This window comes from Tateyamaria omphalii (genome assembly GCF_019802125.1).
In the GTDB taxonomy this organism is placed as follows: Bacteria; Pseudomonadota; Alphaproteobacteria; order Rhodobacterales; family Rhodobacteraceae; genus Tateyamaria; species Tateyamaria omphalii_B.
On the sequence record NZ_JAHVHT010000001.1, the window covers coordinates 725,225 to 747,093 of the forward strand.

At 62.8% G+C, this 21,869-nt stretch carries 20 protein-coding genes; 9 read left to right on the plus strand and 11 right to left on the minus strand.

Features of this window, described 5'->3' with window-relative positions; translation table 11 throughout:
- Window positions 1-16 precede the first annotated feature (16 nt).
- The 4 genes from KUV51_RS03580 to KUV51_RS03595 all read left to right on the plus strand — a co-directional run bounded on the left by KUV51_RS03580 (window position 17) and on the right by KUV51_RS03595 (window position 4,495).
- Window positions 17-2,920, plus strand: coding sequence for a helicase-related protein (locus KUV51_RS03580; RefSeq protein WP_222520230.1), 2,904 nt, complete (start codon window positions 17-19; stop codon window positions 2,918-2,920).
- Entirely contained in the window at window positions 2,921-3,307 is a 387-nt protein-coding gene (locus tag KUV51_RS03585) for an RNA-binding S4 domain-containing protein (protein WP_222520231.1), read from the plus strand.
- Window positions 3,308-3,358: 51 nt separating this feature from the next.
- The gene (fdxA, locus tag KUV51_RS03590; protein WP_222520232.1) at window positions 3,359-3,694 is read left to right on the plus strand and encodes a ferredoxin FdxA; all 336 of its coding nucleotides are present in this window, start codon (window positions 3,359-3,361) and stop codon (window positions 3,692-3,694) included.
- A gap of 288 nt (window positions 3,695-3,982) precedes the next feature.
- The gene (locus KUV51_RS03595) at window positions 3,983-4,495 is read left to right on the plus strand and encodes a CarD family transcriptional regulator (protein ID WP_039686086.1); all 513 of its coding nucleotides are present in this window, start codon (window positions 3,983-3,985) and stop codon (window positions 4,493-4,495) included.
- Window positions 4,496-4,561: 66 nt separating this feature from the next.
- On the opposite strand, the gene cobS is transcribed toward KUV51_RS03595, so the two are convergent.
- Window positions 4,562-5,323 (minus strand): adenosylcobinamide-GDP ribazoletransferase, encoded by a 762-nt coding sequence (cobS, locus tag KUV51_RS03600; RefSeq protein ID WP_222520233.1) that lies wholly within the window; start codon window positions 5,321-5,323, stop codon window positions 4,562-4,564.
- A gap of 72 nt (window positions 5,324-5,395) precedes the next feature.
- On the opposite strand from cobS, the gene cobT reads away from it, so the two are divergent.
- Window positions 5,396-6,403 carry a nicotinate-nucleotide--dimethylbenzimidazole phosphoribosyltransferase gene (gene cobT, locus KUV51_RS03605; RefSeq protein ID WP_222520234.1) on the plus strand — a complete coding sequence of 336 codons (1,008 nt, stop codon included), beginning with the start codon at window positions 5,396-5,398 and terminating at the stop codon, window positions 6,401-6,403.
- 61 nt (window positions 6,404-6,464) lie between these two features.
- Here the strand turns inward: cobT and KUV51_RS03610 are convergent, their stop codons facing one another.
- Window positions 6,465-8,348 (minus strand): monovalent cation:proton antiporter-2 (CPA2) family protein, encoded by a 1,884-nt coding sequence (locus KUV51_RS03610; RefSeq protein WP_222520235.1) that lies wholly within the window; start codon window positions 8,346-8,348, stop codon window positions 6,465-6,467.
- 147 nt (window positions 8,349-8,495) lie between these two features.
- A complete protein-coding gene (locus tag KUV51_RS03615) occupies window positions 8,496-8,951 on the minus strand; it encodes an Lrp/AsnC family transcriptional regulator (protein ID WP_222520236.1) in 456 nt (151 codons plus the stop codon).
- Between the two features lie 135 nt (window positions 8,952-9,086).
- On the opposite strand from KUV51_RS03615, the gene hppD reads away from it, so the two are divergent.
- Window positions 9,087-10,181, plus strand: coding sequence for a 4-hydroxyphenylpyruvate dioxygenase (gene hppD, locus KUV51_RS03620; protein ID WP_222520237.1), 1,095 nt, complete (start codon window positions 9,087-9,089; stop codon window positions 10,179-10,181).
- Window positions 10,182-10,280: 99 nt separating this feature from the next.
- On the opposite strand, the gene KUV51_RS03625 is transcribed toward hppD, so the two are convergent.
- A complete protein-coding gene (locus KUV51_RS03625) occupies window positions 10,281-13,079 on the minus strand; it encodes an MSCRAMM family adhesin SdrC (RefSeq protein WP_222520238.1) in 2,799 nt (932 codons plus the stop codon).
- 162 nt (window positions 13,080-13,241) lie between these two features.
- Between KUV51_RS03625 and KUV51_RS03630 the strand changes: the two genes are divergently transcribed.
- Complete coding sequence (locus tag KUV51_RS03630) at window positions 13,242-13,922, plus strand: SIMPL domain-containing protein (RefSeq protein WP_222520239.1); 681 nt, start codon at window positions 13,242-13,244, stop codon at window positions 13,920-13,922.
- A 131-nt stretch (window positions 13,923-14,053) separates the two neighbouring features.
- On the opposite strand, the gene KUV51_RS03635 is transcribed toward KUV51_RS03630, so the two are convergent.
- The 7 genes from KUV51_RS03635 to KUV51_RS03665 all read right to left on the minus strand — a co-directional run bounded on the left by KUV51_RS03635 (window position 14,054) and on the right by KUV51_RS03665 (window position 19,561).
- Window positions 14,054-15,346 carry an O-acetylhomoserine aminocarboxypropyltransferase/cysteine synthase family protein gene (locus KUV51_RS03635; protein WP_222520240.1) on the minus strand — a complete coding sequence of 431 codons (1,293 nt, stop codon included), beginning with the start codon at window positions 15,344-15,346 and terminating at the stop codon, window positions 14,054-14,056.
- 103 nt (window positions 15,347-15,449) lie between these two features.
- A complete protein-coding gene (locus KUV51_RS03640; RefSeq protein WP_222520241.1) occupies window positions 15,450-15,866 on the minus strand; it encodes a hypothetical protein in 417 nt (138 codons plus the stop codon).
- A gap of 145 nt (window positions 15,867-16,011) precedes the next feature.
- Window positions 16,012-17,022: a hypothetical protein gene (locus KUV51_RS03645; RefSeq protein WP_222520242.1), complete on the minus strand. Its 1,011-nt coding sequence runs from the start codon at window positions 17,020-17,022 to the stop codon at window positions 16,012-16,014.
- 79 nt (window positions 17,023-17,101) lie between these two features.
- On the minus strand, window positions 17,102-17,365 hold the full coding sequence (locus tag KUV51_RS03650) for a hypothetical protein (RefSeq protein WP_222520243.1): 264 nt from the start codon (window positions 17,363-17,365) through the stop codon (window positions 17,102-17,104).
- The gene (locus tag KUV51_RS03655; RefSeq protein ID WP_261385630.1) at window positions 17,362-18,117 is read right to left on the minus strand and encodes a hypothetical protein; all 756 of its coding nucleotides are present in this window, start codon (window positions 18,115-18,117) and stop codon (window positions 17,362-17,364) included. The genes KUV51_RS03650 and KUV51_RS03655 overlap by 4 nt, the downstream gene beginning before the upstream one ends.
- The gene (locus KUV51_RS03660) at window positions 18,114-19,193 is read right to left on the minus strand and encodes a Rieske 2Fe-2S domain-containing protein (RefSeq protein WP_222520244.1); all 1,080 of its coding nucleotides are present in this window, start codon (window positions 19,191-19,193) and stop codon (window positions 18,114-18,116) included. The genes KUV51_RS03655 and KUV51_RS03660 overlap by 4 nt, the downstream gene beginning before the upstream one ends.
- Window positions 19,190-19,561, minus strand: a complete 372-nt coding sequence (locus tag KUV51_RS03665; RefSeq protein ID WP_222520245.1) for a hypothetical protein — start codon at window positions 19,559-19,561, stop codon at window positions 19,190-19,192. Before KUV51_RS03665 ends, KUV51_RS03660 begins: the two co-directional genes overlap by 4 nt.
- A 235-nt stretch (window positions 19,562-19,796) precedes the next feature.
- On the opposite strand from KUV51_RS03665, the gene KUV51_RS03670 reads away from it, so the two are divergent.
- Window positions 19,797-20,762 (plus strand): glycine betaine ABC transporter substrate-binding protein, encoded by a 966-nt coding sequence (locus tag KUV51_RS03670; protein WP_222520246.1) that lies wholly within the window; start codon window positions 19,797-19,799, stop codon window positions 20,760-20,762.
- A gap of 75 nt (window positions 20,763-20,837) precedes the next feature.
- Complete coding sequence (locus KUV51_RS03675; protein ID WP_222520247.1) at window positions 20,838-21,869, plus strand: ABC transporter permease; 1,032 nt, start codon at window positions 20,838-20,840, stop codon at window positions 21,867-21,869.

Below are 21,869 nucleotides of genomic sequence, written 5' to 3' on the forward strand. Positions count from 1 at the left end.
CACCGGGGGACTGCCCATGTCGGGCGACGCGCGGGTGGTGGCCGTTCTCGGCCCCACCAACACAGGCAAAACCACCTATGCCATCGAACGGATGCTGGGCCATCGCACGGGTGTGATGGGACTGCCGCTGCGGCTGCTCGCGCGCGAGGTCTATGACCGCATTGTTGCGCTGCGCGGTCCGTCTGTCGTGGCTCTGGTCACAGGCGAAGAGCGGATCGTCCCGCCCCGCACGCAATACTGGGTCTGCACGGTCGAGGCGATGCCCGAGGGCATGGGCTGCGACTTCCTCGCCGTCGATGAAATCCAGCTCTGCGCCGATCCTGAACGCGGCCATGTCTTTACCGACCGGCTGTTGCGCGCCCGCGGGCTGCACGAAACGCTGTTTCTCGGCTCTGACACGATGCGCGGTCCCATTGCCGCTCTTGTGCCGCAGGCTCAATTCATGCGGCGCGAACGGATGTCGCAGCTTGTCTATTCCGGCCAGAAGAAAATCAGCCGCATGCGCCCGCGCTCGGCCATCGTCGGCTTCTCGGTCGACAACGTCTATGCCATCGCCGAGCTGATCCGCCGCCAAAAGGGCGGTGCGGCTGTGGTCATGGGTGCCCTGTCCCCCCGCACCCGCAACGCACAGGTGGACATGTACCAGAATGGCGAGGTCGACTTCCTTGTCGCCACCGACGCCATCGGCATGGGGCTCAACCTCGATATCGACCACGTTGCCTTTTCCGCGCTGACCAAGTTCGACGGGCGGCGGATGCGCGCTCTTGCCCCCAACGAATTGGCCCAGATCGCAGGCCGCGCGGGCAGGGGGCAAAAGGACGGCACCTTTGGCGTCACCGGCGACGCGCCCCCGCTGGATGATGGCGTCGCGCAGGCCATCATGGACCACCGGTTCACGCCTCTGCAAAAACTGCAATGGCGCAACCACGCCCTGCAATTCGGCACCATTGACGCCCTGATCCGCAGCCTCGAAACGCCCTCAAACCACGAGGTGCTGGCCAAAGCCCGCGAAGCCGACGACCTGCAAGCGCTCAAATCCCTCTCGCAGTCCGCCGAAATCACCGCCCGCTGCACCGACGCACGGTCGGTCAAACTGCTCTGGGACGTCTGCCGCGTCCCCGACTTCCGCGGCATCTCGCATCAGGAACATTCCGCGCTCCTCGATGTTATCTTCCGCTACCTGCACGAACGGGGCTCAATCCCCAACGACTGGATGGCGCGGCAGATCAAGCGCATCGACCGCGCGGACGGCGACATCGACGCCATTTCCAAGCGATTGGTGTTTATCCGCACATGGACCTATGTCGCTCAACGCAAAGGGTGGGTAGATGATGAAAGTCATTGGCGGGACGAAACCCGCCATGTAGAAGACCGCTTGTCAGACGCGCTCCACGCGAAACTGACGCAAAGATTTGTAGACCGGCGCACGAGCGTGCTCTTGCGCCGGCTAGGCCAGAAGGAGGCCATGGTGGCCGAAGTAAACGACGCAGGTGAAGTGACTGTCGAGGGCGAGTTCGTCGGCAAGTTGGACGGGTTCCGGTTTTCCCAGGACAAGGGGGCGGGCGCGGCCGAGGCCAAGACGATCAAGACCGCCGCGCTGCAGGCGCTGGCGCCGCATTTCCACCTGCGGGCCGACCGGTTCTACAACGCGCCGGACACCGAACTGGATTTCACCGAACAGGGCGGCCTGATGTGGGGCAGCTCTGCGGTGGGCAAGCTGGTGGCCGGGCCGGAGGCGCTGAAGCCGCAAGTCGAGGTGTTCGTCGATGACGTCGCAGGCCCCGAGGTTGCGCAAAAGGTCCAGCGCCGCCTGCAACACTTCATCGACCGCAAGGTCGCGGCCCTGTTCGAGCCGCTGATCGCGATGCAGAAGGACGAAGCGCTCACTGGCCTCGCCAAAGGGTTCGCCTTCCAGATGGTCGAAGCCATGGGCGTGCTGCCCCGTGCAACGGTCGCCGATGACGTGAAGGCACTTGATCAGGACGCACGCGGGTTGCTCCGTAAACACGGCATCCGCTTTGGCCAGTTCACCATCTTCATGCCGCTGCTCCTGAAACCCGCGCCCACGCGCCTGCGTCTTGTGCTGTGGTCGCTGGCCCAAGGGCTGTCGGAATTCCCCGAATCCCCACCCCCCGGCCTCGTGACGGTTCCCGCCATGACAGGCGGGCCGCGCGGCACCGACACCATGTCGGGCTACCGCAACGCGGGCGAGCGGGCGATCCGCATCGACATGCTGGAGCGGCTCGCCGACATGCTGCGGGCCGAGGATTCGCGCGGCGGGTTCGAGGCGAAGGCCGACATGCTGTCGATCACCGGCATGACGCTGGAACAGTTCGCCACGTTGATGGAGGGGCTGGGCTACCGCGCCGAGAAAGGCGAGCGGGAAAAGGTCAAGCCTGTTGACGCGGTCGTAGCGACCGACGCGACCCCGGACGCCACGGACCAGCCCGTGATGGACGCGGCAGAGGCGGAAACGGCAGCAGCCGCGACCGACACACCCGCACCGGCGGATGTGCCCGAAGGCACCGAAGCCATCGCAGATGCCGGTCAGGCCCCGATCATCGAGGAAGCGGCGGAGACGCCAGAGGTTGCGGCAGAGATCCCGACCAATCCCGAGACCGAAATCGACCCCGGCACCGCCCCGGAAGAAGCCGTTGCAGGCCCCGAAACCGAAGTGTTCTACTCATTCACCTGGGGCCGCAACCCAGGCGGCAACCGTCGCCAGAACCAGGGCGGCAACCGTCGTCCGAACCAGGGCGGAAAGGGTGGTCCCAAAGGCAAACCCAAGGGCAAGGGCCCGCGTCGCGACGGGGGCAACAAGCCGCAGAACTTCTCGGCCCGACCGCCGAAGAAGGAAAAGGCGATCGACCCCGACAACCCCTTCGTAGCCGCCCTCATGGGGTTGAAGGACGACAAGTAAGTGTCGGACGAGGCGGGCAAACTGCGGCTCGACAAGTGGCTGTGGTTTGCGCGCTTCTTCAAGACGCGGTCGCTGGCCGCCACCCGCGTGGCCGCCGGTGACGTCCGCGTCAATGGCGAGCGGGTCACCAAGCGCGCGACGACCATCAGCCCCGGCGATGTATTGACCTTTTCACAAGGTCGTGTGGTGCGGGTGATTGAGGTCAAAGCCATCGGAACCAGACGAGGACCGGCTCCTGAAGCGCAGGCGCTTTACACCGATATGTCCCCTCCGCCGCCGCCAAAGGAAACACCCGTTCCCGAGAACCCCCGGTTTGAAGGAAAAGGGCGCCCAACCAAGAAAGACAGACGGCAAGCTGATCTTTCCAAGTCACGCCATCTTGAATGATGTGCTGCACTCCTTTAGCTAAGCTATGCCCGACCAGATGAGACACCCCTTATGACCTATATCGTCAACGACTCCTGCATCGCCTGCAAATACACCGACTGCGTCGAGGTATGTCCGGTCGATTGCTTCTACGAGGGGGAGAACATGTTGGTGATCCATCCTGATGAGTGCATCGACTGCGGCGTCTGCGAGCCCGAATGCCCCGCAGACGCGATCCGCCCCGATACGGAGCCGGATATGGAGAAATGGGTCGAGTTCAATCGGAAGTATTCCGAGATGTGGCCGGTCATCATCACCAAGAAGGACCCGCTGCCCACCGCCGACGAGATGGACGGCAAAGAGGGCAAGATGGAGTTGTTCTCGGAAAAGCCGGGCGAGGGCGGCTAAGGCTTCGAATCGCTTTTGGCACTTTTGCCCCAGCGAAAATCGAGACGATTTGGCTTGGAAAATCAGGGGTTTCCGAAAGTTTCCTTTGCGTCAACTTTCGAATCCACGATTTTTATGCTATAGTTTTGTGACAACAGACAGATGGATGCTGCCCGGACCTGTCACCACGCTGACCGGTCTGTTTTAAAACTTGACCCGAACCGCACCAAGACGTGGCAACTGCTGCCCCGCCTGATGCGGTTTTGACTGTCAAAAGGCTTGCGCCCTGCGTCGTTATGAGGATCAGGAATGACAAAATCTAAGAAACTCGACTTCCGCCCCAATGAATATGTGGTCTATCCCGCCCACGGCGTGGGCCAGATCACCTCTGTGGAAAAGCAGGAAGTGGCCGGCATCGAGCTGGAACTGTTCGTCATCACCTTCGAAAAGGACAAGATGACCCTGCGTGTGCCCACCAACAAGGCGACCGAGATCGGGATGCGTGCGTTGTCGAGCCCAGACGTGATCAGCCAGGCCATGAAGACCCTCAAGGGCAAGGCCAAGGTCAAGCGCGCCATGTGGTCCCGTCGGGCCCAGGAATACGAGCAAAAGATCAACTCGGGCGATCTGATCGCCATCGCCGAAGTGGTCCGCGACCTGCACCGCACCGACGACCAGCGTGAGCAAAGCTACTCGGAGCGTCAGCTTTATGAAGCGGCGCTTGAGCGTCTGACCCGCGAAGTGGCCGCCGTGTCAGGTGGCGACGAGATCGCCGCCGCCAAAGAGGTGGACGAGGTGCTCAGCAGCCGGATTGCTGCTTAAAATTCGGTTAACGAAAATCGCAAGTTCTTGAAATCAAACGTGTCCCCGTGGGGACACGTTTCTTTTTTATGCGATGGCAACCAATGTCATCAGCACCGCCACCTCGCTCATCACGCATGTGGCCCCCAGAATATCGCCCGTCTGCCCGCCAATCTTGGTCCGTGCAATCACGCCCACGACCATTGCCACAGCGCCCGCGATGAGCGCAGCGAAGAGCCCAGCCGCCCCGGCCAAAAATGCGGCTCCGATCACGCCGATCAGAACAGCCACGATCACCGCGCCCATCGACGCAGCCCCAACCGAATGCGACAGCCCAACGCTGCGCGCATGGGGCAAGGCCAGCATCAAGGGCGGCATCGCGGCGCGGCTCAGCATCAGTGCCGCGATGATCGCAGTCCAGTCCACCTCGGCCAGCCCCAGCCAGCGCAACCCCATCACCATGATCAGCGCCAGCACCCCATAGGCCCCAATGCTGCTGTCTTTCATGATTTCCAGCCGTCGCTCACGCTCATGCCCGCCCCAAAGCCCGTCGGCCGTGTCGGCCAGACCGTCTTCGTGCATGGCCCCCGTCAGCATCAGAAGCGCTCCGAGCAGCAGGCCTGCAGCCAGAATGTCCGGCAAACCGAGCCACGTCAGAACGACGCTCAGCAGTGATACGATCAGCCCCAGAACGAGCCCCACAAGGGGATAGGCCCAGACCGCCCGTGCGCCATGGGCGAAGGCGTGATCGGGCAGGGGGGGCAGGGGCAAACGTGTCAGCAGCACCAGCGCTGCGGGGATGTCCCAGAGCCGTTTGAGAGGGCTCATGTCGGAATCATTCTGCGCCATGTCCGGTCCTGACTTGCGGGTGCGTCCCGTTTGGGTAAAGAGCGTTGCACCAACAGGCAAGGACGACATTCCATGAGCTTCGACAGTTTGGACGCGCTGCGCGCGCTTTTGGCCGACATGCCCGGTCCCGACGGGGACGCGGCGGCGGGTGCGGCGGACCGCAACGGGCAGCTGACCAAACCGCCGGGCGCTCTGGGGCGGCTTGAGGATCTGGCGCAGTGGTATGCGGGCTGGCGCGGCAATCCGCGGCCGTCAATTGAAGCGCCGCAGGTTATTGTCTTTGCGGGCAATCACGGCGTTGCGGCGCGGGGCGTGTCGGCCTTTCCACCCGAGGTGACGGTGCAGATGGTCGCGAATTTCGAGCATGGTGGCGCGGCCATCAACCAGCTCGCTAAGGCTTTTGGCGCGCGGATGGACGTGGTGCCGCTGGATCTGGATAGACCCACCGCAGACTTCACCGAAGGCCCCGCGATGACGGAAGTCGAGGTTGTGGCTGCGTTGCGCGCGGGTTGGGACGCTGTGGATGAAAACGCGGATCTGCTGGTCGTGGGGGAGATGGGGATTGGCAATACGACTTCGGCTGCGGCCATTGCGACGCGCCTTTTTGGCGGCGATGCTGGCGACTGGACGGGCCGTGGGACGGGTGTTGAGGGCGATGCGCTGGCGCTGAAGACGCAGGTCGTGGCCGACGCGCTGGCCGCGCATGGGGCGGCGACGGATGGGCTCGACATACTGATGCGTATGGGTGGGCGTGAGCTGGCCGGGATGGTGGGTGCCATCGCGCGGGCGCGGTCCTTGCGCATCCCGGTGATCATGGATGGCTTCATCTGTACCGCGGCTGCGGCGTGTCTGGAAAAGACGCAAGCGGGCGCGCTGGATCATGTCGTGGCGGGACATCAGAGTGCTGAAGCCGCGCATGGTCGGATGCTGGAAGCTCTGGGCAAGGAGCCGCTTTTGTCGCTGGGCCTGCGTCTTGGTGAAGGATCGGGGGCGGCGCTGGCGATTGGCGTGCTTAAGGGTGCGATTGCGTGCCATTCGGGCATGGCAACCTTTGCCGAAGCGGGCGTGTCCGACGGGTAGCGTCGTCGGGTGCTCTCTTGGCGTTGCCAATTCGCCCAGCCGCCGACCCTGAGATGCAAGGTTACGCCCGCTTGGGTTCGTCCTGACGTTCCGACAGCGCTGCTTCCAGCGATTTCTCAAGGCTCTTGGCCCGTTCTACGTATGCGTCATTCTTTGACGCGGGTACATTGGGGTCCCAAACCTCGGCCAGTTGCCGGACTGCGTCGCGGTCGTGCGCGTAAAACACCCGTTCCGCTTCGGCTGCTTCGTAGTCCGTGAGGCCCAGTTTTTCGAGCGCGTAGCGCCCGGCGCGCAGCGAGCTGTCAAACATCTCGCGCACGATGTCGTCGGCACCGGCCTGATAGAGCCGGTACACATGCACCCGATCATAGGCGCGCGCGATGATGTGGATGTCAGGCCGGGTCTTGCGCGCGTAGGCGACAAGGCGGGTGGCCGCATCCTTGTCATCGAGCGCCACGACCAGAATGCGCGCGGTGTGCAACCCGGCAGCGTGCAGGATGTCGGGGCGGCTGGGATCACCCAGAAACCCCTTGAACCCGAAGCGACGCATGAGGGCGATGGTTTCCATGTCGTGATCGAGCACGACGGTGTTGAAGCCTGAGCCTTGCAGCAGCCGGTTCACGATCTGGCCGAAGCGGCCGATGCCCGCGATGATGACGGGGCCGTCTTCGTCAATCTCGTCCGCTTCGACATCGGTCCCTGCCTCACCCATGCGGCGCGACTGCAGTTCATAGAGGATGAAGAGCAGAGGTGTGATGAGCATGGTCAGTGCGATGACCAGAAGGAGCGTTTCCGCAATGGCCTGCGGGATCACGCCCTGACCGACGGAGAAGGCGACGAGGACGAAGCCGAACTCGCCTGCCTGAGCAAGGCCGAGGGTAAAGAGCCAGCGGTCGCGTCCCCGGATCTTGAACGCGACGGCGAGGCAGTAGAGCAGCGCGCCCTTGATCGCGATCACGAGGATGGCCATCGAGATCAGCGCGGGCCAATCCTCGAACAGGAGGGTGAAGTTGATGCCCGCGCCGACGGTGATGAAGAAGAGGCCGAGAAGCAGCCCTTTGAACGGTTCAAGGTCGGATTCGAGCTCGTGCCGGAATTCGGAGCTGGCGAGTACGACGCCCGCGAGGAAGGCGCCGAGGGCAGGCGAGAGGCCCACCAGCATCATCAGGAAGCTGATCGACACGACGATCAGGAGGGCGAGCGCGGTGTACATCTCGCGCAGGTGGGCGGCATGGATGAAGCGGAAGACGGGGCGGGTCAGGAACACGCCTGCAAGGATCACCGCGGCGACGGCGGCGATAGTGACGAGGGTCACGCCCCAAGCGGGCAAGCCTTCGACAAGGCTCATCGCGGCGCCGTGGCCATGATCGCCGCCGTGATCGTCGCCATTGGCGCGGTAGATGGACCCGTCTGCGTTGATTTGCACCGGTACCGTGGCGGCCAGCAGCGGCAGGAAGGCGAGGAACGGGATGACGGCGATGTCCTGCGTCAGCAGAACCGAGAAGACGGAGCGCCCGCCACTTGTTTGCATAAGCCCCTTTTCCGAGAGGGTTTGCAGCACGATCGCGGTCGATGACAGGGACAGCGTCAGCCCGATGGCGAGGGCAATGCCCCATGGTTGGTTGTAGGCCATGGCCACGCCCATGATGGCGATGGCCGACAACACGATCTGCAGCCCCCCGAGACCGAGCAGCTTGTGGCGCATGTCCCAGAGCGCCCTGGGTTCGAGTTCGAGACCGATCAGGAACAGCATCATTACCACGCCGAATTCCGCGAAATGCTGCAGGTCTTCTGTCTCTGCCCCGACGAGGCCCAGCACTGGACCGATGGCGATTCCGGCTGCGAGGTAGCCAAGGACCGAGCCCAGGCCGAGCCGCGCGGCGATCGGCACGGCGATGACCGCGGCCGCAAGGTAGATCGATGCCTGGTAAAGAAAGCCTTCCATGCGGTTGCCCTGTCCCGTCGTGTTTGTATGGGCATCAAGATGCCGTGGTGCCCCGGAAATACAAGGCGGTGGGCGGAAACTCTGCCGAAAATCGCGGTTTGCGCGCGCCGGTGGTCGATTTCTGCCTGACCCGAGGGCGCCGGTGCTTCAGGTCGGCAGGGGGCCGTCCCGTTTCAGCTGGTCCATCACGATCTGGCTGTGGACGCGCGCCACGGACGGGTGAGGCAGCAGCACCTCGTGGATCAGGACATTGAGTGCAGCGAGGTCGGCGCAATAGACGCGCAGCAAGTAGTCGGCATCGCCAGTCATCGTCCAGGCGCTGGTCACTTCGGGCCGCGTGTCAATCAGCCTTGCAAAGCTGCTGGCGTGTTCCGGTCCGTGCACGGCGAGGTGGACCTGCACAAAGCCCTGCACGCTGAGACCGAGCCGTTTCGCGTCGAGCCGGGCAACGTAGCCTTCGATATAGCCCTCGGCCTCCAGCCGCTGTCGCCGCCGTCCGACCTGGCTGGGTGACAGGTGCAGCATGTCGCTGAGCTCTTGCGCGGTCAGGTGCGCGTTCTTTTGCAGGGCGGCGAGGAGGCGGGTGTCGATGGAATCAAGCATATGCGGCGTTTTCAGATGTTTCCGCCCAATAGTGCGGGTTCTGCGCGTGAATGGAAAGGTTTGTGATGCATAACGCGCAGTTACCGCATGTGTGCGCCGCCATAGTGGAGCCAAACCAGGTCTGGAGGTCTGCCCATGGGTCCGTTTCCGCACAATGCCCCGAAATCTGTCATCACCGCCGACAACCCGGCAGGCACGGACGGGTTTGAATTTGTCGAATTTGCCCATCCCGAGCCGGACGAGCTGCGCCAGCTTTTTACCCGGATGGGGTATGCGAAGGTGGCCAAGCACAAGGCCAAGGAGATCGAGCTGTGGCAGCAGGGGGACATCACCTATGTCCTGAATGCAGAACCCGGCAGCTTTGGCGCGCGATTTGTGGAGGAGCATGGCCCCTGTGCCCCGTCCATGGGCTGGCGGGTTGTCGACGTGCAGCACGCATTTGAGCGGGCGGTGCAGTTGGGCGCGAAGCCTTATGAGGGAGATGGCAAGGTGCTGGACGTGCCTGCGATCTACGGGATCGGGGGCAGCCTGATCTACTTCGTGGACCAGTATTACGACACGTCGCCTTACAATGACGAATACGAGTGGCTGGCGCAGTCGAAGCCGCGGGGGGTGGGGTTCTTCTATCTCGATCACCTGACCCACAACGTGCACAAGGGGAACATGGACACGTGGTTCCGGTTTTACGGAGACCTGTTCAATTTCAAGGAAATCCGGTTCTTTGACATTGAGGGGAAGTTTACGGGGCTGTTTTCACGTGCGCTGACGTCGCCCTGTGGGCGCATCCGCATTCCGATCAATGAAGATCGCGGTGAGACGGGGCAGATCGTGGCCTATCTCAAGAAGTACAATGGCGAGGGCATTCAGCATATCGCGGTGGGGTCGGACGATATCTATGACAGCACGGATGCGATTGCTGGAAATGGCCTGAAGTTCATGCCGGGGCCGCCGGATGCTTACTATGATCTGTCGAAGGACCGGGTTGCAGGGCATGAGGAGCCCATCGACCGGATGAAGCGCCATGGCATCCTGATCGACGGCGAAGGGGTCGTGGATGGGGGCGAGACCAAGATCCTACTTCAGATTTTCTCCAAGACCGTGATCGGGCCGATCTTCTTTGAGTTCATCCAGCGCAAGGGCGATGACGGCTTTGGCGAGGGTAACTTCAAGGCGCTGTTCGAGAGCATCGAGCAGGAGCAGATCAACAATGGGGAACTGGCCGCCGAGTGACCGGTTTTCGGCGCGAAAACCATCTGGAATTTGGCGCGAATTCCGGGACCGCTGTGCTTTCCGCGTCAGAAAACCAAGGAAAACCGCGTCGGTTTCCGTTTAGTTCGGCATCTTGAGGACGACGTTGCGATTGCCCTTTTGATACCGGAGTTCGCTGTCTCCGATCGCGGACACGCGCCCACCATCGAAGCGGTCTCCGACGGCCACTTTCTGATAGCGCCCGTTTCTCAGCCGTACCAAAGCGCGCCGGTTCGACGGCGTGCCGTAGACCCCGATCAGGTTCACGCGGCTGAGGTTGATCGCGTTGCGCACCGTGGCTTCACGCGCCACGGAGGTGGCTGAAGGAATCGAAGGGGTGACTGTGACAGCGCGCGGCGCAACCGCGGCGACGCGTTGTGGCGCAGCAGCGGCCGCAGCGCGCGACGCACGTGCGACGGTGCGGTCGAAATTGCGAGGTCTCGTCTGTGGGCGGTAGGACTGCGCGGCTGCCAGCGGGCTGATAGGTTCAGCCGCTTCAGCAACGGCTGCGGCCACTGCGGCTGCATCCGTTTCTGGCGGGGCAGCAACCTCTTGCGGGGCTGTCGGGCGAAGGCGGGGGCGCAGTTCTGCCAATTCCGAGCGCGAAAGCCCGCCCAGAGTGGCGCGTTCGTTCTGCTCTACCAGATCCGAAGGCCGGGGGCGTGGGCGCTGTGCCGCCAGTTGCCGTGTGTCGGGTTGTGCCACTTCGGGTGTGACCGGTTCCTCTTCCGCGGCGCGCCGGGTCTCGGGCGGCAAAAGTGGTGGGCGGCCGAGGAACACGGTGAAGCCGTCGGGGCTCAGCGCCCCTTCCTCGGTCGGTACGATGCGCCCGTTGCTGTCAAAGGCAAAGCGCGTGCCGGCCTCCGGGGGCGAGGCAACCTCGGGCAGCGCCACGTCCGTCAGATACGAGTCCGTGCCAGGCAGTGCGATCGCATCAAGGGCCGGGCTGACGGGGTCGATACCGGTGACATAGAGATCCTCAAGCTGGATCAACCCGCTGGGTTCCTGCGGGACCTGAGGTGCCTGGGGCCAGATGCCGGTGACGGCATAGCGGGCCTCAAGCGCGGCCTGATCCAACTCTGGCTGTTCGGAGGGATCAGGTTGCGGGTTGCGCAGCGCGTCGAGCACGGCAGCATCCTCCGGCGTCAGTTCATCGCCGATATCTTCGTTCAAGGATGCGATGATCAGGGCGTCATCGCTTTGTTCGGTGGGCTCCAGATCGACCGTAGCGCCGACATCTTCAGCCAGTGCTTGCGTGGCATCGGCCGGCAGGGTCGAAGCAAGGGTACGTTCCCGTTTGGGGAAGAATTTGGCGAGACCATCGTCAAGAAAGACGGATGCCCATGCCGCGACGCCGGCAAGGAACACCAGCAGGATCGCGGTGAGGATCAGGCCCAGGAAACGTGGTTTGCCGCCCACCTCTGCTTCGGCGCGCGCACCGAAGACGGTCATGCGTTGTGCTTCGGCATCGGACGGCCCGCTTGCCGGAGTGGCCGTCGTGCGCGCTGCCCGGTCGGCGACTGCGGCTGGTGGAGCGGGTGGAACGCGCTTTGGTTTGCGGCGCGACAGGAAACCGCCCTTGCGGGCCGACGCTTTCTTCGACCCGGCCGTCTGTTCTGCCGGAACCTCATCTATGGGAGGTGCGGTGCGCAGGCTCTTCGCGGCGATCTGCTGCGGGCTGAGTGCGGGTGGCGGCGGTGCGGTGTCTTTTGTGTCTTCGGAAACGGTCAGCCGGGCAGTGGCGGGCCGACTTTTCGGAGGGTCGCGGGTTACACCGCCCAGAGGTGTCGCAGATGCGCCGTCCACACCCGAGGCGGTGCGGCGCGTTGCAAAACCTATCAGACCAGAAGGTCCCTTGTCCTTCTCTGTGTCCTTGTCGTTTTCAGCCGCTTCCTCGGAAGCCGCTGTCTTGTCTTCGGCGTCGTCCGTTTGGACGGCATCCGGATTTGCATCGTCGCCCGTGGCCGCGTCGCCGCTTTCCGGCTTGGCCTGCGCATTGAGATTCTTGTCAGTCTGAACGGATGCGTCCGGTGCTGGCTCCGTTGGTTCATCGCTGTCACCCGGCGTTTGAACCGTTTCAGGTGTCGCTTCGGTGTCCTCTGGTGCGCCTTTGGCCGCAGTCGCTTTGGCAGCATCGACCGTTTCCGGCGCCGTGTTGTCGCCAGATGCTTCGGGTTGTTCATCCGTGGATTGAACGCCTGCATCTTCAGCATCCGTTTGTGGCGCTGCGTCTGCCGGAGCCGCTGGGTGCGCCTCGACATCGTCCGTCTCTTCGAACGTGGCGGGCGCATCGGTGTTCTCTGTTGCCTCCTCTGGGCCGTCGGAGGGGTCGGGATGCGAGATCACAACGACGCGGATGCCGTCCGGCTTTACCCGTCCGCCATTGCGCAGGTATTTGTCTGCATGCACCGTCTGACCGAAGAAGGGCTCGCCCAGAAATCCTGCGTCCTCGGGGGCGGCGACAAAGCTCACGGGTCGGAAATTGTGTTCCACGGCAAAGGCTTCGGCCTCGGCGAGTGTTTCGCGGGCGACAGCGGCGACATGTGTCTTCGGCCCCTCGGCCGATATGTCGAACGCCAGGGCGTCGACAGGATAGGGCGTTGCCCCGTCCAGCGCCTCGAGCGCCGCCGCCCGTCGCGCGTCGTCGTCAACTTCGCCGGTGTCTATGGTCAGGTATTTGATCTGCGCGTCAGGGATGAGCAGCTTAGAGCGCACGCGCTTGATTTTGACCTTGCCCGCTTTCCTGCGCAACGCCTTGAGATCTTCGCCGAGTGTCGGGCTGTCGACATCGACCATGCCCACTTCACGCCACCCTCCTGCGGCGCGGTGCAGCAGTCGGATCCCGTCAAAGGACAAGGATAACGCAAATTCAGGCTTCATATCTCGGCCATACCAATTGGACGCGCTGAATGAAACACCCTGCGCGGATGGTCAAAGGATAAAGCAGGTCTTTGCCCATGCAAAGAAAAAGCCGTGTGATCGGCTTGTGGGGGTGCTGTTGAAGGCACACTTACCAGACATCTCTAGGGACGTGAGGATACTATGAAACTGTCTATTGCAACTGCATTTGTATGGATGATGTTGGCACCCTTGGTGGCGGCGCAGTCGCAGGACCGCGTGTTGTCCGTGATGGGCGAAGGACAGGTTGCCATTGCACCTGACATGGCGGTGATCTCGCTTGGGGTCGTGCATATCGACGAAACAGCGGGGGACGCAATGGCGAAGGTCAGCGAGGACGCCACCGCCCTGATCGCGGCCTTGACGGATCGTGGCGTGGCGACCCGCGACATTCAGACCGCACAATTGAGTGTGGGGCCGGTGTGGAGCAGCTACGACGCAAACGAACGCACCATCACCGGGTTCGAAGCGCGCAATTCCGTACGGGTCCGTGTGCGTGATCTGGGTGGATTGGGCGACATACTGGACGAGGTGCTGGCCGTAGGTGCAAACACGTTCAATGGTCTGAGTTTCGAGTTGCAGGACCCGAGTGCAGCCGAGGCCGAGGCGCGGGCGGCCGCGGTGCGCGACGCCATGCAGAAGGCGACCGAACTGAGTGCCGCGGCTGATCTGACCCTGGGTGCGGTTCTGAGCTTGAGCGAGGGTGTGGAAGGGCCGCGCCCCGAGATGTTTGCTGCCGCCGCCCGATCGGCAGACGTGCCGATTGCTGCCGGAGAGTTGCTTGTCACGGCGCAAGTGTCGATGCAGTTCGCGCTGGAACCTTGATCCACATGCCGCGCTGACGCGCGACGCCATTTTTTGGGTGGGGGGCTCTGCCCCCGTCGCTGGCGCGACTCCCCCGGGATTTTTTGAAACAGAGAAGGGGCGCAGGTTGATAGGCCTGCGCCATCCTTTTCTCAGCTGACCGCTTTGGACAGCGCCTGATCCAGGTCTGCAATCAGGTCGTCGGCGTCTTCGATCCCGATGGAGACGCGGACCACTTCGGGTGCGGCGCCCGCGGCGCGCTGCTGTTCGGCCGTGAGTTGGCGGTGCGTGGTCGAGGCCGAGTGGATGATCAGCGAACGGGCGTCGCCGAGGTTCGCGACATGGCTGAAGATTTCCAGCGCGTTGACCAGCTTGACGCAGGCGTCGTAGCCGCCCTTGACCGCAAAGGTGAAGAGGCCGCCCGCGCCGCGGGGGCAGATCTTGGCCACGCGGTCATAGTAGGGCGAGGATTTGAGCCCTGCATAGGTGACATAGTCGACGCGGTCGTCCTTCTCGAGCCATTCGGCAATCTTGAGCGCGTTTTCCACGTGCCGGTCCATGCGCAGCGACAGGGTTTCGGTGCCCATCAGCGTGTAATGCGCGGCTTGCGGGTTCATGGTCATGCCGAGGTCGCGCAGGCCGATGGCGATGCCATGGAAGGTGAAGGCAAGCGGGCCGAAGGTCTCGTGGAACTTGAGGCCGTGATAGGCCGGTTCGGGCTGGCTGAGCGACGGGAACTTGTCGTTCGCGGACCAGTCGAACGTGCCCGAGTCCACAACCACACCGCCGGTGACCGTGCCATTGCCGGTGAGGTACTTGGTGGTGGAGTGCACAACCAGTGTGGCGCCGTGTTCGATGGGGCGGCAGAGGTAGGGGGTGGCGCTGGTGTTGTCGACGATCATCGGGATCTCGGCGGCATCGGCGATGGCCGAGATCGCGTCGAGATCCGTGATGTAGCCGCCGGGGTTCGCGATGGCCTCGCAGAATATGGCGCGTGTCTTGTCGTTGATGGCAGCCTTGACCGCATCGAGATCGTCGAAATCGACAAAGGTCGCCTCCCATCCGAAACGTTTGATGGTTTGGCTGAACTGCGTGACCGTGCCGCCATAGAGGCGGGTGGAAACCACCACGTTCAGGCCCGGCGCCATCAGCGGGAAGAGCGCCATGATTTGCGCCGCATGACCGGAGGAGCAGCAGACGGCACCGACGCCACCTTCGAGCGTGGCGACGCGCTCTTGTAGCACGGCAACGGTCGGGTTGGTCAGGCGGGAGTAGATGTAGCCGACCTCTTGCAGGTTGAAGAGGGCGGCGGCGTGTTCCGCGTCGCGGAAGACAAAGGCGGTCGATTGGTAGATCGGCGTCTGCCGGGCGCCCGTGGCCGGGTCCGGCCGGGCGCCTGCGTGAATTTGAAGGGTGTCAAAGCCGTATTTGGGGCCGTCGGTCATGTCTTTCTCCCGCTTCCTGCGCGTAGCGCAAAGTCCATGTCATTGCCCGCGTTGTTAGGCAATGGGACCAAAGTGGGCAAGGGTTGGAGACGGACCGAACCGATCAAGCCATCTGCATAAGCGGCAGCGCGTCTGCCACTTCCGGGAAACCAAGCGCCGTATAGTCCACCATTTCGATCCGGGGCATCAGCGCCATTTTGTCCTGAAACACCGCATAGCGCACCTGGCTGGAACAGATCAGAGTGCCCGCGCTGTTGAAATGGTCCCATTCGACCCAGACGTTCGAATAGCCCTTGCGCGGAAGCCCGGACGCCACGACGCGCGGCGTGATGAGCTGTATGTCGGCGGCGCGTGCCGCCTCGCGGTAGAGTGTCATTGCCTCGAGCAGCGTGTCGGCATTTCCAAAGACCAGCAACTCGCCCTTGGTATACATGGGCAGAGGATAGGTGAAATGCCGCGCCATCAGGTCCAGGTTGTCATTGCAAAAGGCGCGCGAAAGCATCGTCAGAAAACGTGTCATGGACTGGGTCATCGCAGTCATCCGATTGTTGTGTTGGCTGGGTATTGCCGGTGCAGATAGTCAACCGATTGCCGCTGCGTAAGGGTAAAACCGACACTTGACGTCTCGATTTGGCCATCTCCGGCCGTAACGCTGCGTCACAGCATCAACGCATCCAGAAGCCGTTCGACTTGATCCGGTTGCGGATCGCCTGCTCGCGGCGCGGCATGTCGTTCTGGTCGAAGAGTGCGCGCACCTTGGCGCCGCGGCCCTGAAACACCATGCGTTTGATCGGGTCGTACCCTTTCAGCACCTTCTTGATCTTGTTTGGGGCGGTGACCTCTTCCAGCGTGTCGATGACCGCCTGGCTTTCGCGGGCATAGAGCAGCGGGAACATCCGATAGTGGCAGGTGACATCGCCGTCGAGATGGTCGTGTACGGCACTGTCGCGCCCGCCGCCAAAACTGTGAATGACAAGCGGCAGCGCCACCTGGTCGAGCCAGGGGTCAAGGGATTGGCAGACCAGCGGTCCGGGCGCGTCGTCGCGTATCGACAATGCGTATTCGAGAAACCGTTCCCCGAAGGCATGCGGGCAGGGTGCAAAGAAGAAGCCTGCGTTGAAGTAGAGGTAGCGCTTCCAGTATTCGTCCGGTTCGGAGAGATCGAGGCTGGTTTCGAAATCCAGACCGAAGCGGTCGTAGAGTGATTTCCAGATCTCGGCATAGCCCGGGCCATAGAGCTCGATCTGCGGCCATGTTCCTTCGCGTCGGAGGGAGGCGGAGGGATAAGTGAAGTCGAACGGCACCATCGACAGATCGCCCATGACCAGCGTATCGCTGTCGAAGAAGACGAACGGTTCATCCTTTGGCAGCGCTGTCAGCATCTCGATCTTGTTGCCGTAGGGATAAGCCTCGCCAAAATGCTGGTTGGTGAAGGGCACGATCTCCGCACCCATGGCGTGCAGGGCGGCATGCACGTCCTGAGACATGCGCGGGTCGCGGGACCACAGCGCGCCGGGCTGCGGTTCGGCCACCAGAACGCGGCCATTGAAGTCCGGGCTTTTGGCGCGCAGCGAGGCAACAAACAGCACCGCCTCGTAGCCCAGTCGCCCCGCTTGGCCGACAAGAGCAATATTGAACGTCTGTGTGGTGGTTTTCTTCGTGCTCTTGCGTGCCATGTGCCTGCCGGTTCTGCGTTTTTGCTGTTTTGTCGCCACTATACGTGCAGGGTGGTATCCGCAAAAGCCCCGGATGCGGTCACTCGGGCGGTGGGGTCAGCAGATCGTAGAGCTTTTGCAACAGGGTCAGGATCAGGAAGGCACCAACCGCCCAGACCAGCAGCTCGAACGGTGCAAGGTCGGTGCCACGCAGCCATTGCGCGACCAGGCCCCCTTGGGGCCGCAGTGCTTCGATCCCGAACAGCCCGTCGCGGGGCCAGAGCCGGAAGTCCCAGAAGCGGGAGACATAGAACAGGATGGCCGCGATCAGCGTCGCTATGATCAACCAAATAGCGCGTTTCATTCCGTCACCTCGATCGTGTCCACGTCGATTTCCCAGACCAGCAGGTCGCCGCGCTTGGTGATCTCGCCCTCGGCCGTGATGAACTGGGCGATGTAGTCATAGGCTTCGCGTGGCAGGCGGGTGCCGTCCGGGCCGGTGACGAGCAGGAATTCTTCGCCCAGTACGGGTTGTGTCGAGACAAAGATGGGGGGCACGTCGCCCAAGAGGCACAGATTGGCGCAGGCCTTGTGCGCAAGGCCGCGACCGGGCCGCATGGCACCGGCGAGGCACTTGCCATCGCAAATCTCGCCCGCGAGTTTCCAGCGGCCCTGCGGTTCGGGCGTGATCACGGGTGCGTCGCCTTCGGCGGCCTGCAAGCCGTTTCGACCGCCGCGGAGTTGCAGCATGTAGAGGTCCCCGCGTTCCAGCACCACGCCGGAGACTTGCGCCAGTTGCCCGTCGAGCGGTTCGGCTCGGCTGTCCACGCCGGACTTGCCGCCCGCTGTCATCAGGAAACTGTCGCCCGGTTTGATGCGGTCATTGCCTTCGGTCACGTGGATGACGGGGTAGGGGGTCAACTCCACCACGCCGGTCACGGTCTGGCGACCATAGTCGAAGCGGAACGCACCGGGGCCGGGGTCGTCCTGGGCAGCACCCATGAGCAGGCCCGCGCCGCCGAGCCCTGCAATCAGGAGGATACAGACGGTCAACAGGAACGTGCGCAACGGTCCCGGGGCAGGCAGGTAACCGACAAAGAAGGGCTTCTCGCTCATGCTGTCGCTCCTTCTTCGGGTGTATCCGGTTCTGGTTCCGGTTCGGGCAGGGGGACAGGCTCAACGTACGTGCCGGGCGGGTTGGCGTCGGGATGGACCTCGACCATGTCGCCCTTGATCCGCACGCGGTAGGTCGGCACCTTCTCGGTAAAGGGCGCGGGGGATCGGCCGGATCGGACGTCGTACTGGAAGCCATGCCAGGGGCAGGTGACCAGGCAGTCGATGACCTTGCCCTCGCCCAAGGGGCCATTCTGGTGCGCGCAGGCGTTGGAGATGGCGCTCAGCTTGCCCTCCATCAGATAGACGGCCACCCGCTCGCCATTGGCGAGCTTCGCGATCTTGGCATAGCCTTCGCGGAAGTCTCCTACATTCGCCACTTCGGCCCAGGCACCGTCCTTGGCCGCCGTCTCGCGCCGCTCCGACAGCCACGCCGCGATGTGCAGGACGATCACGGCGCCTGCACCCAGCATGAACAGCACCGTGAACACGTGGTTCTTCTGGTCCTGTAGAATGCCCAGAGACACGTGCGCGGCGACCGAGAAATAGGCGGCGTAGATCAGGTAGTGCAGCCGCTTCCAGATCGGCGGCGTCAGGAATTTTAGCCAGAAATCATGGGACGTGGCAGCAAGGATCAGCAGGCAGATCAGGGCAAAGATACCAAAGACTTCAAAGGGAAAGCCCGCTACCTGCCCAAAGCTGGTATTGGCCGACAACAGCCCCACCAGCTTGTCCCTGCTGGAAAAGGCGAAGTACCAGTTCAGGATGTAACCCGCATGGGTCAGCGCGACAAAGGCGGTCATTACCCCGAAGTGACGGCGGTTGTAGAGGAGCGGGAGGAACCGCTTGTCCAGCCGCGCCGCCGGACCGATGCACAGGATCACCGTCAGCATGACAAAGGCACAGGCGCCAAAGGCCCGCGCATTGTGGATCTGCGGGTTGATGGCGCGCTCGTGGCTCAGGACCTCGGGCGTGACATATAGAAACACCCAAAGGAACAGAGCGACACCGGCCAGCATCACTGCATCATAGATCCACTTGTTCGGGTTCCACTGAACGGGGATGTATTTGACACTCATTGACCCGCTCCCTCGCTCAACTGCACGGGGGCTATGTCAGCGGGCCAGCTTTGGCGCACGCTCAGACCCGCTATGACAACGGCGATGATCCCGAGGCTCATCAGTACAACGGCCAGCCCGTAGGACGCCCGCACCGGGCGGTAGCGGTCGGCCCAGGCGGCGCGCTCCGTCTCGATCTGCCACCAGCGCCACAGGACAAGCGGCCAGATCAGCAGCACACCGGGGATCAGCAGTGGCCGAAAGATGTAGGCGCCCCGCACATCCTCATCTATCCGGTCGATCCCGATGGTCAAGAAGACGGCGGCGACCAGTGCGCCAACAATCCCCCATGTCTGCATCGCCATCACGAGGGCTGTCGCCACATCCATAGGTGTCATCCTTGCGCAGTTCCGTCTTTCCGGCCCAACCGTAGCAACAGCGCCGCGCTTGTCCCAAGCCCAAACTGTGAATTTGCCCTGACAGGGCCAAATTGTGATCACCAATGGCCCGGCGGCGCGCTTCAATCGCGCAGCTGCGCAGGTTTGGACTATTCGTTCCTGCCCGTTTGGGTCTATCACTTGCCCCGTATTCTGCGAAAATGCCGCCAGAACAGGGAGCAAACACATGAAAAAACTCGCATTTGCCGCAACACTGATGATGGGCACCTCAGCCGCGTCCATCGCCGCCGCTGAGTGCGGCGACGTGTCCATCACAGAAATGGACTGGGCCTCTGCCGCCGTCGTGACCAACGTCGCCAAGTTCCTGCTGGAACAGGGCTATGGCTGCTCGGTCACCGTCGTGCCCACCACCACCGTGCCTGCCATGGCATCCGTGGCCGAGACGGGCGAGCCCGACATCCTGACCGAACTCTGGACCAGCTACACCGAGGTCTACGAAGAGCTGCGCAGTGAGGGCAAGCTGGTCGAGATGTCCAAGGTCCTGTCCGATGGCGGGGTCGAAGCCTGGTGGATCCCCGACTACCTGGCCGAAGCGCACCCCGAGCTGAAAACGCTCGACGGGATCAAGGCGAACCCGCAACTGGTCGGTGGCCGCTTCCACGACTGCCCATCGGGCTGGGGCTGTGACATCACCAACCACAACAACTTCAAGGCCGCAGGGCTGGCTGATGCGGGCGTCGAACGCTTCCAGCACGGCTCGGGCGAAACACTCGCAACCGCCATTGCCGCCGCATACGAGGCGAAAGAGCCGTGGTTTGGCTACTACTGGGCACCCACATCCGTGCTGGGCAAATACCCGATGGTGCAGGTCGAAATGCCCGCCTATGACGCCGACACCCACACCTGCAACGGTCTGGAAGACTGCGCGACACCCGGCCTGTCCGCATACCCGGTGTCGAACGTGGTGACAGCGGCGACCCAAACCTTTGTCGACCGTGAGCCCGAAGCCGCGGCGCTGATGCAGAACCTGACCTTCACCAACGCCCAGATGGGCGAGGTACTGGCCTGGCAGGAAGCCAACGAAGCCTCGAACGAAGAGGCCGCAGTGTACTTCCTGACCACGTACAAGGACGTGTGGGGCAGCTGGCTGAACGACGACGCGAAGGGCAAGCTGTCGGCGCTGCTGCAATAAGCCTCATGCGCCGGGGTCCGACCCCGGCGCAACCCTCGCCCCTCGGGGCGCAAGATCAAGAAACTGGGGAACGACATGGCAGCCTATGATGGCGTGATCGACGGCCTTGGCCTGCGCGACTGGTGTGACGCGGGCAAGGAAGACGCGCCTATGTCCATGGCGCAGCTACTGGCCCAAAGCGGTGGCGGTGAGACATCTAACGGACCGGCGCTGCCCTTTCCCTCGCTTGACGTTCTGCACGAGGCATGTGGCCGCATCGGCCAGACCCGTGACCTGACCGCCGGGATCGAACAGGGTTTCCTTGCCGTGCGACCAGAACTCAAGCTGGTTCTCGACCCGCTGACGCAACCGCTGAGCTGGATGCTCGATGGCACTTTGTGGCTGTTTCAGGCAACGCCGTGGTGGATCATGATCCCGGTCCTGCTTCTGATCAGCTGGTGGGTCAGCCGCTCTGCCAGCGTAACGGCTTTTGTGGCGTCAGTGCTCTTGTTCTTCGGCTTTATCGATCACTATGAAGTGGCGATGCAGACCCTGTCGATTGTCTTTGTCTGCACGGGCATTTCCATTCTCTTGGGCGTTCCCATCGGCATCGGCATGTCGAAGTCCGACCGCGCGCAGCGCATGATCGTTCCGATCCTCGACCTGATGCAGACCATGCCCACCTTCGTGTATCTCATCCCGCTGATCTTTCTGTTTTCGATCACGGAATCAAAGATTTACGGCATCGCGGTCATTGTCTACGCAATCGTACCGGTGATCCGGCTGACCGATCTGGGCATCCGGCTTGTCGATCGCGATGTGATGGAGGCGGCGGATGCGTTCGGGCTGACCGCGTGGCAAAAGCTCACCCGCGTGCAGCTGCCGCTCGCGCTGCCCAACATCATGGCGGGCGTGAACCAGACCATCATGATGAGCCTGGCGATGGTCGTCATTGCATCAATGATCGCGGCCCCAGGCCTTGGCTCGCTTGTGTTGCAGGGAATCCGGACCATCGATCTTGGGGTCGGCATCATCGCGGGCCTCGGCATCGTGCTGCTTGCCGTGATCCTCGACCGCGTGTCCAAAGCGGCCCTCGCGCGCGTCGATAATACCCGCAAGGAGCACTGA

Coding starts and splice junctions, on each gene's coding strand:
- KUV51_RS03610 (WP_222520235.1), bottom strand. CDS start 8,348: ATGGAAGGCTTTCTTTACCAGGCATCGATCTACCTTGCGGCCGCGGTC.
- cobS (WP_222520233.1), bottom strand. CDS start 5,323: ATGGCGCAGAATGATTCCGACATGAGCCCTCTCAAACGGCTCTGGGAC.
- fdxA (WP_222520232.1), top strand. CDS start 3,359: ATGACCTATATCGTCAACGACTCCTGCATCGCCTGCAAATACACCGAC.
- KUV51_RS03630 (WP_222520239.1), top strand. CDS start 13,242: ATGAAACTGTCTATTGCAACTGCATTTGTATGGATGATGTTGGCACCC.
- KUV51_RS03670 (WP_222520246.1), top strand. CDS start 19,797: ATGAAAAAACTCGCATTTGCCGCAACACTGATGATGGGCACCTCAGCC.
- KUV51_RS03660 (WP_222520244.1), bottom strand. CDS start 19,193: ATGAGTGTCAAATACATCCCCGTTCAGTGGAACCCGAACAAGTGGATC.
- hppD (WP_222520237.1), top strand. CDS start 9,087: ATGGGTCCGTTTCCGCACAATGCCCCGAAATCTGTCATCACCGCCGAC.
- KUV51_RS03580 (WP_222520230.1), top strand. CDS start 17: ATGTCGGGCGACGCGCGGGTGGTGGCCGTTCTCGGCCCCACCAACACA.
- KUV51_RS03655 (WP_261385630.1), bottom strand. CDS start 18,117: ATGAGCGAGAAGCCCTTCTTTGTCGGTTACCTGCCTGCCCCGGGACCG.
- KUV51_RS03635 (WP_222520240.1), bottom strand. CDS start 15,346: ATGACCGACGGCCCCAAATACGGCTTTGACACCCTTCAAATTCACGCA.
- KUV51_RS03650 (WP_222520243.1), bottom strand. CDS start 17,365: ATGAAACGCGCTATTTGGTTGATCATAGCGACGCTGATCGCGGCCATC.
- KUV51_RS03615 (WP_222520236.1), bottom strand. CDS start 8,951: ATGCTTGATTCCATCGACACCCGCCTCCTCGCCGCCCTGCAAAAGAAC.
- KUV51_RS03645 (WP_222520242.1), bottom strand. CDS start 17,022: ATGGCACGCAAGAGCACGAAGAAAACCACCACACAGACGTTCAATATT.
- KUV51_RS03595 (WP_039686086.1), top strand. CDS start 3,983: ATGACAAAATCTAAGAAACTCGACTTCCGCCCCAATGAATATGTGGTC.
- KUV51_RS03625 (WP_222520238.1), bottom strand. CDS start 13,079: ATGAAGCCTGAATTTGCGTTATCCTTGTCCTTTGACGGGATCCGACTG.
- KUV51_RS03665 (WP_222520245.1), bottom strand. CDS start 19,561: ATGGATGTGGCGACAGCCCTCGTGATGGCGATGCAGACATGGGGGATT.
- KUV51_RS03640 (WP_222520241.1), bottom strand. CDS start 15,866: ATGACACGTTTTCTGACGATGCTTTCGCGCGCCTTTTGCAATGACAAC.
- KUV51_RS03675 (WP_222520247.1), top strand. CDS start 20,838: ATGGCAGCCTATGATGGCGTGATCGACGGCCTTGGCCTGCGCGACTGG.
- cobT (WP_222520234.1), top strand. CDS start 5,396: ATGAGCTTCGACAGTTTGGACGCGCTGCGCGCGCTTTTGGCCGACATG.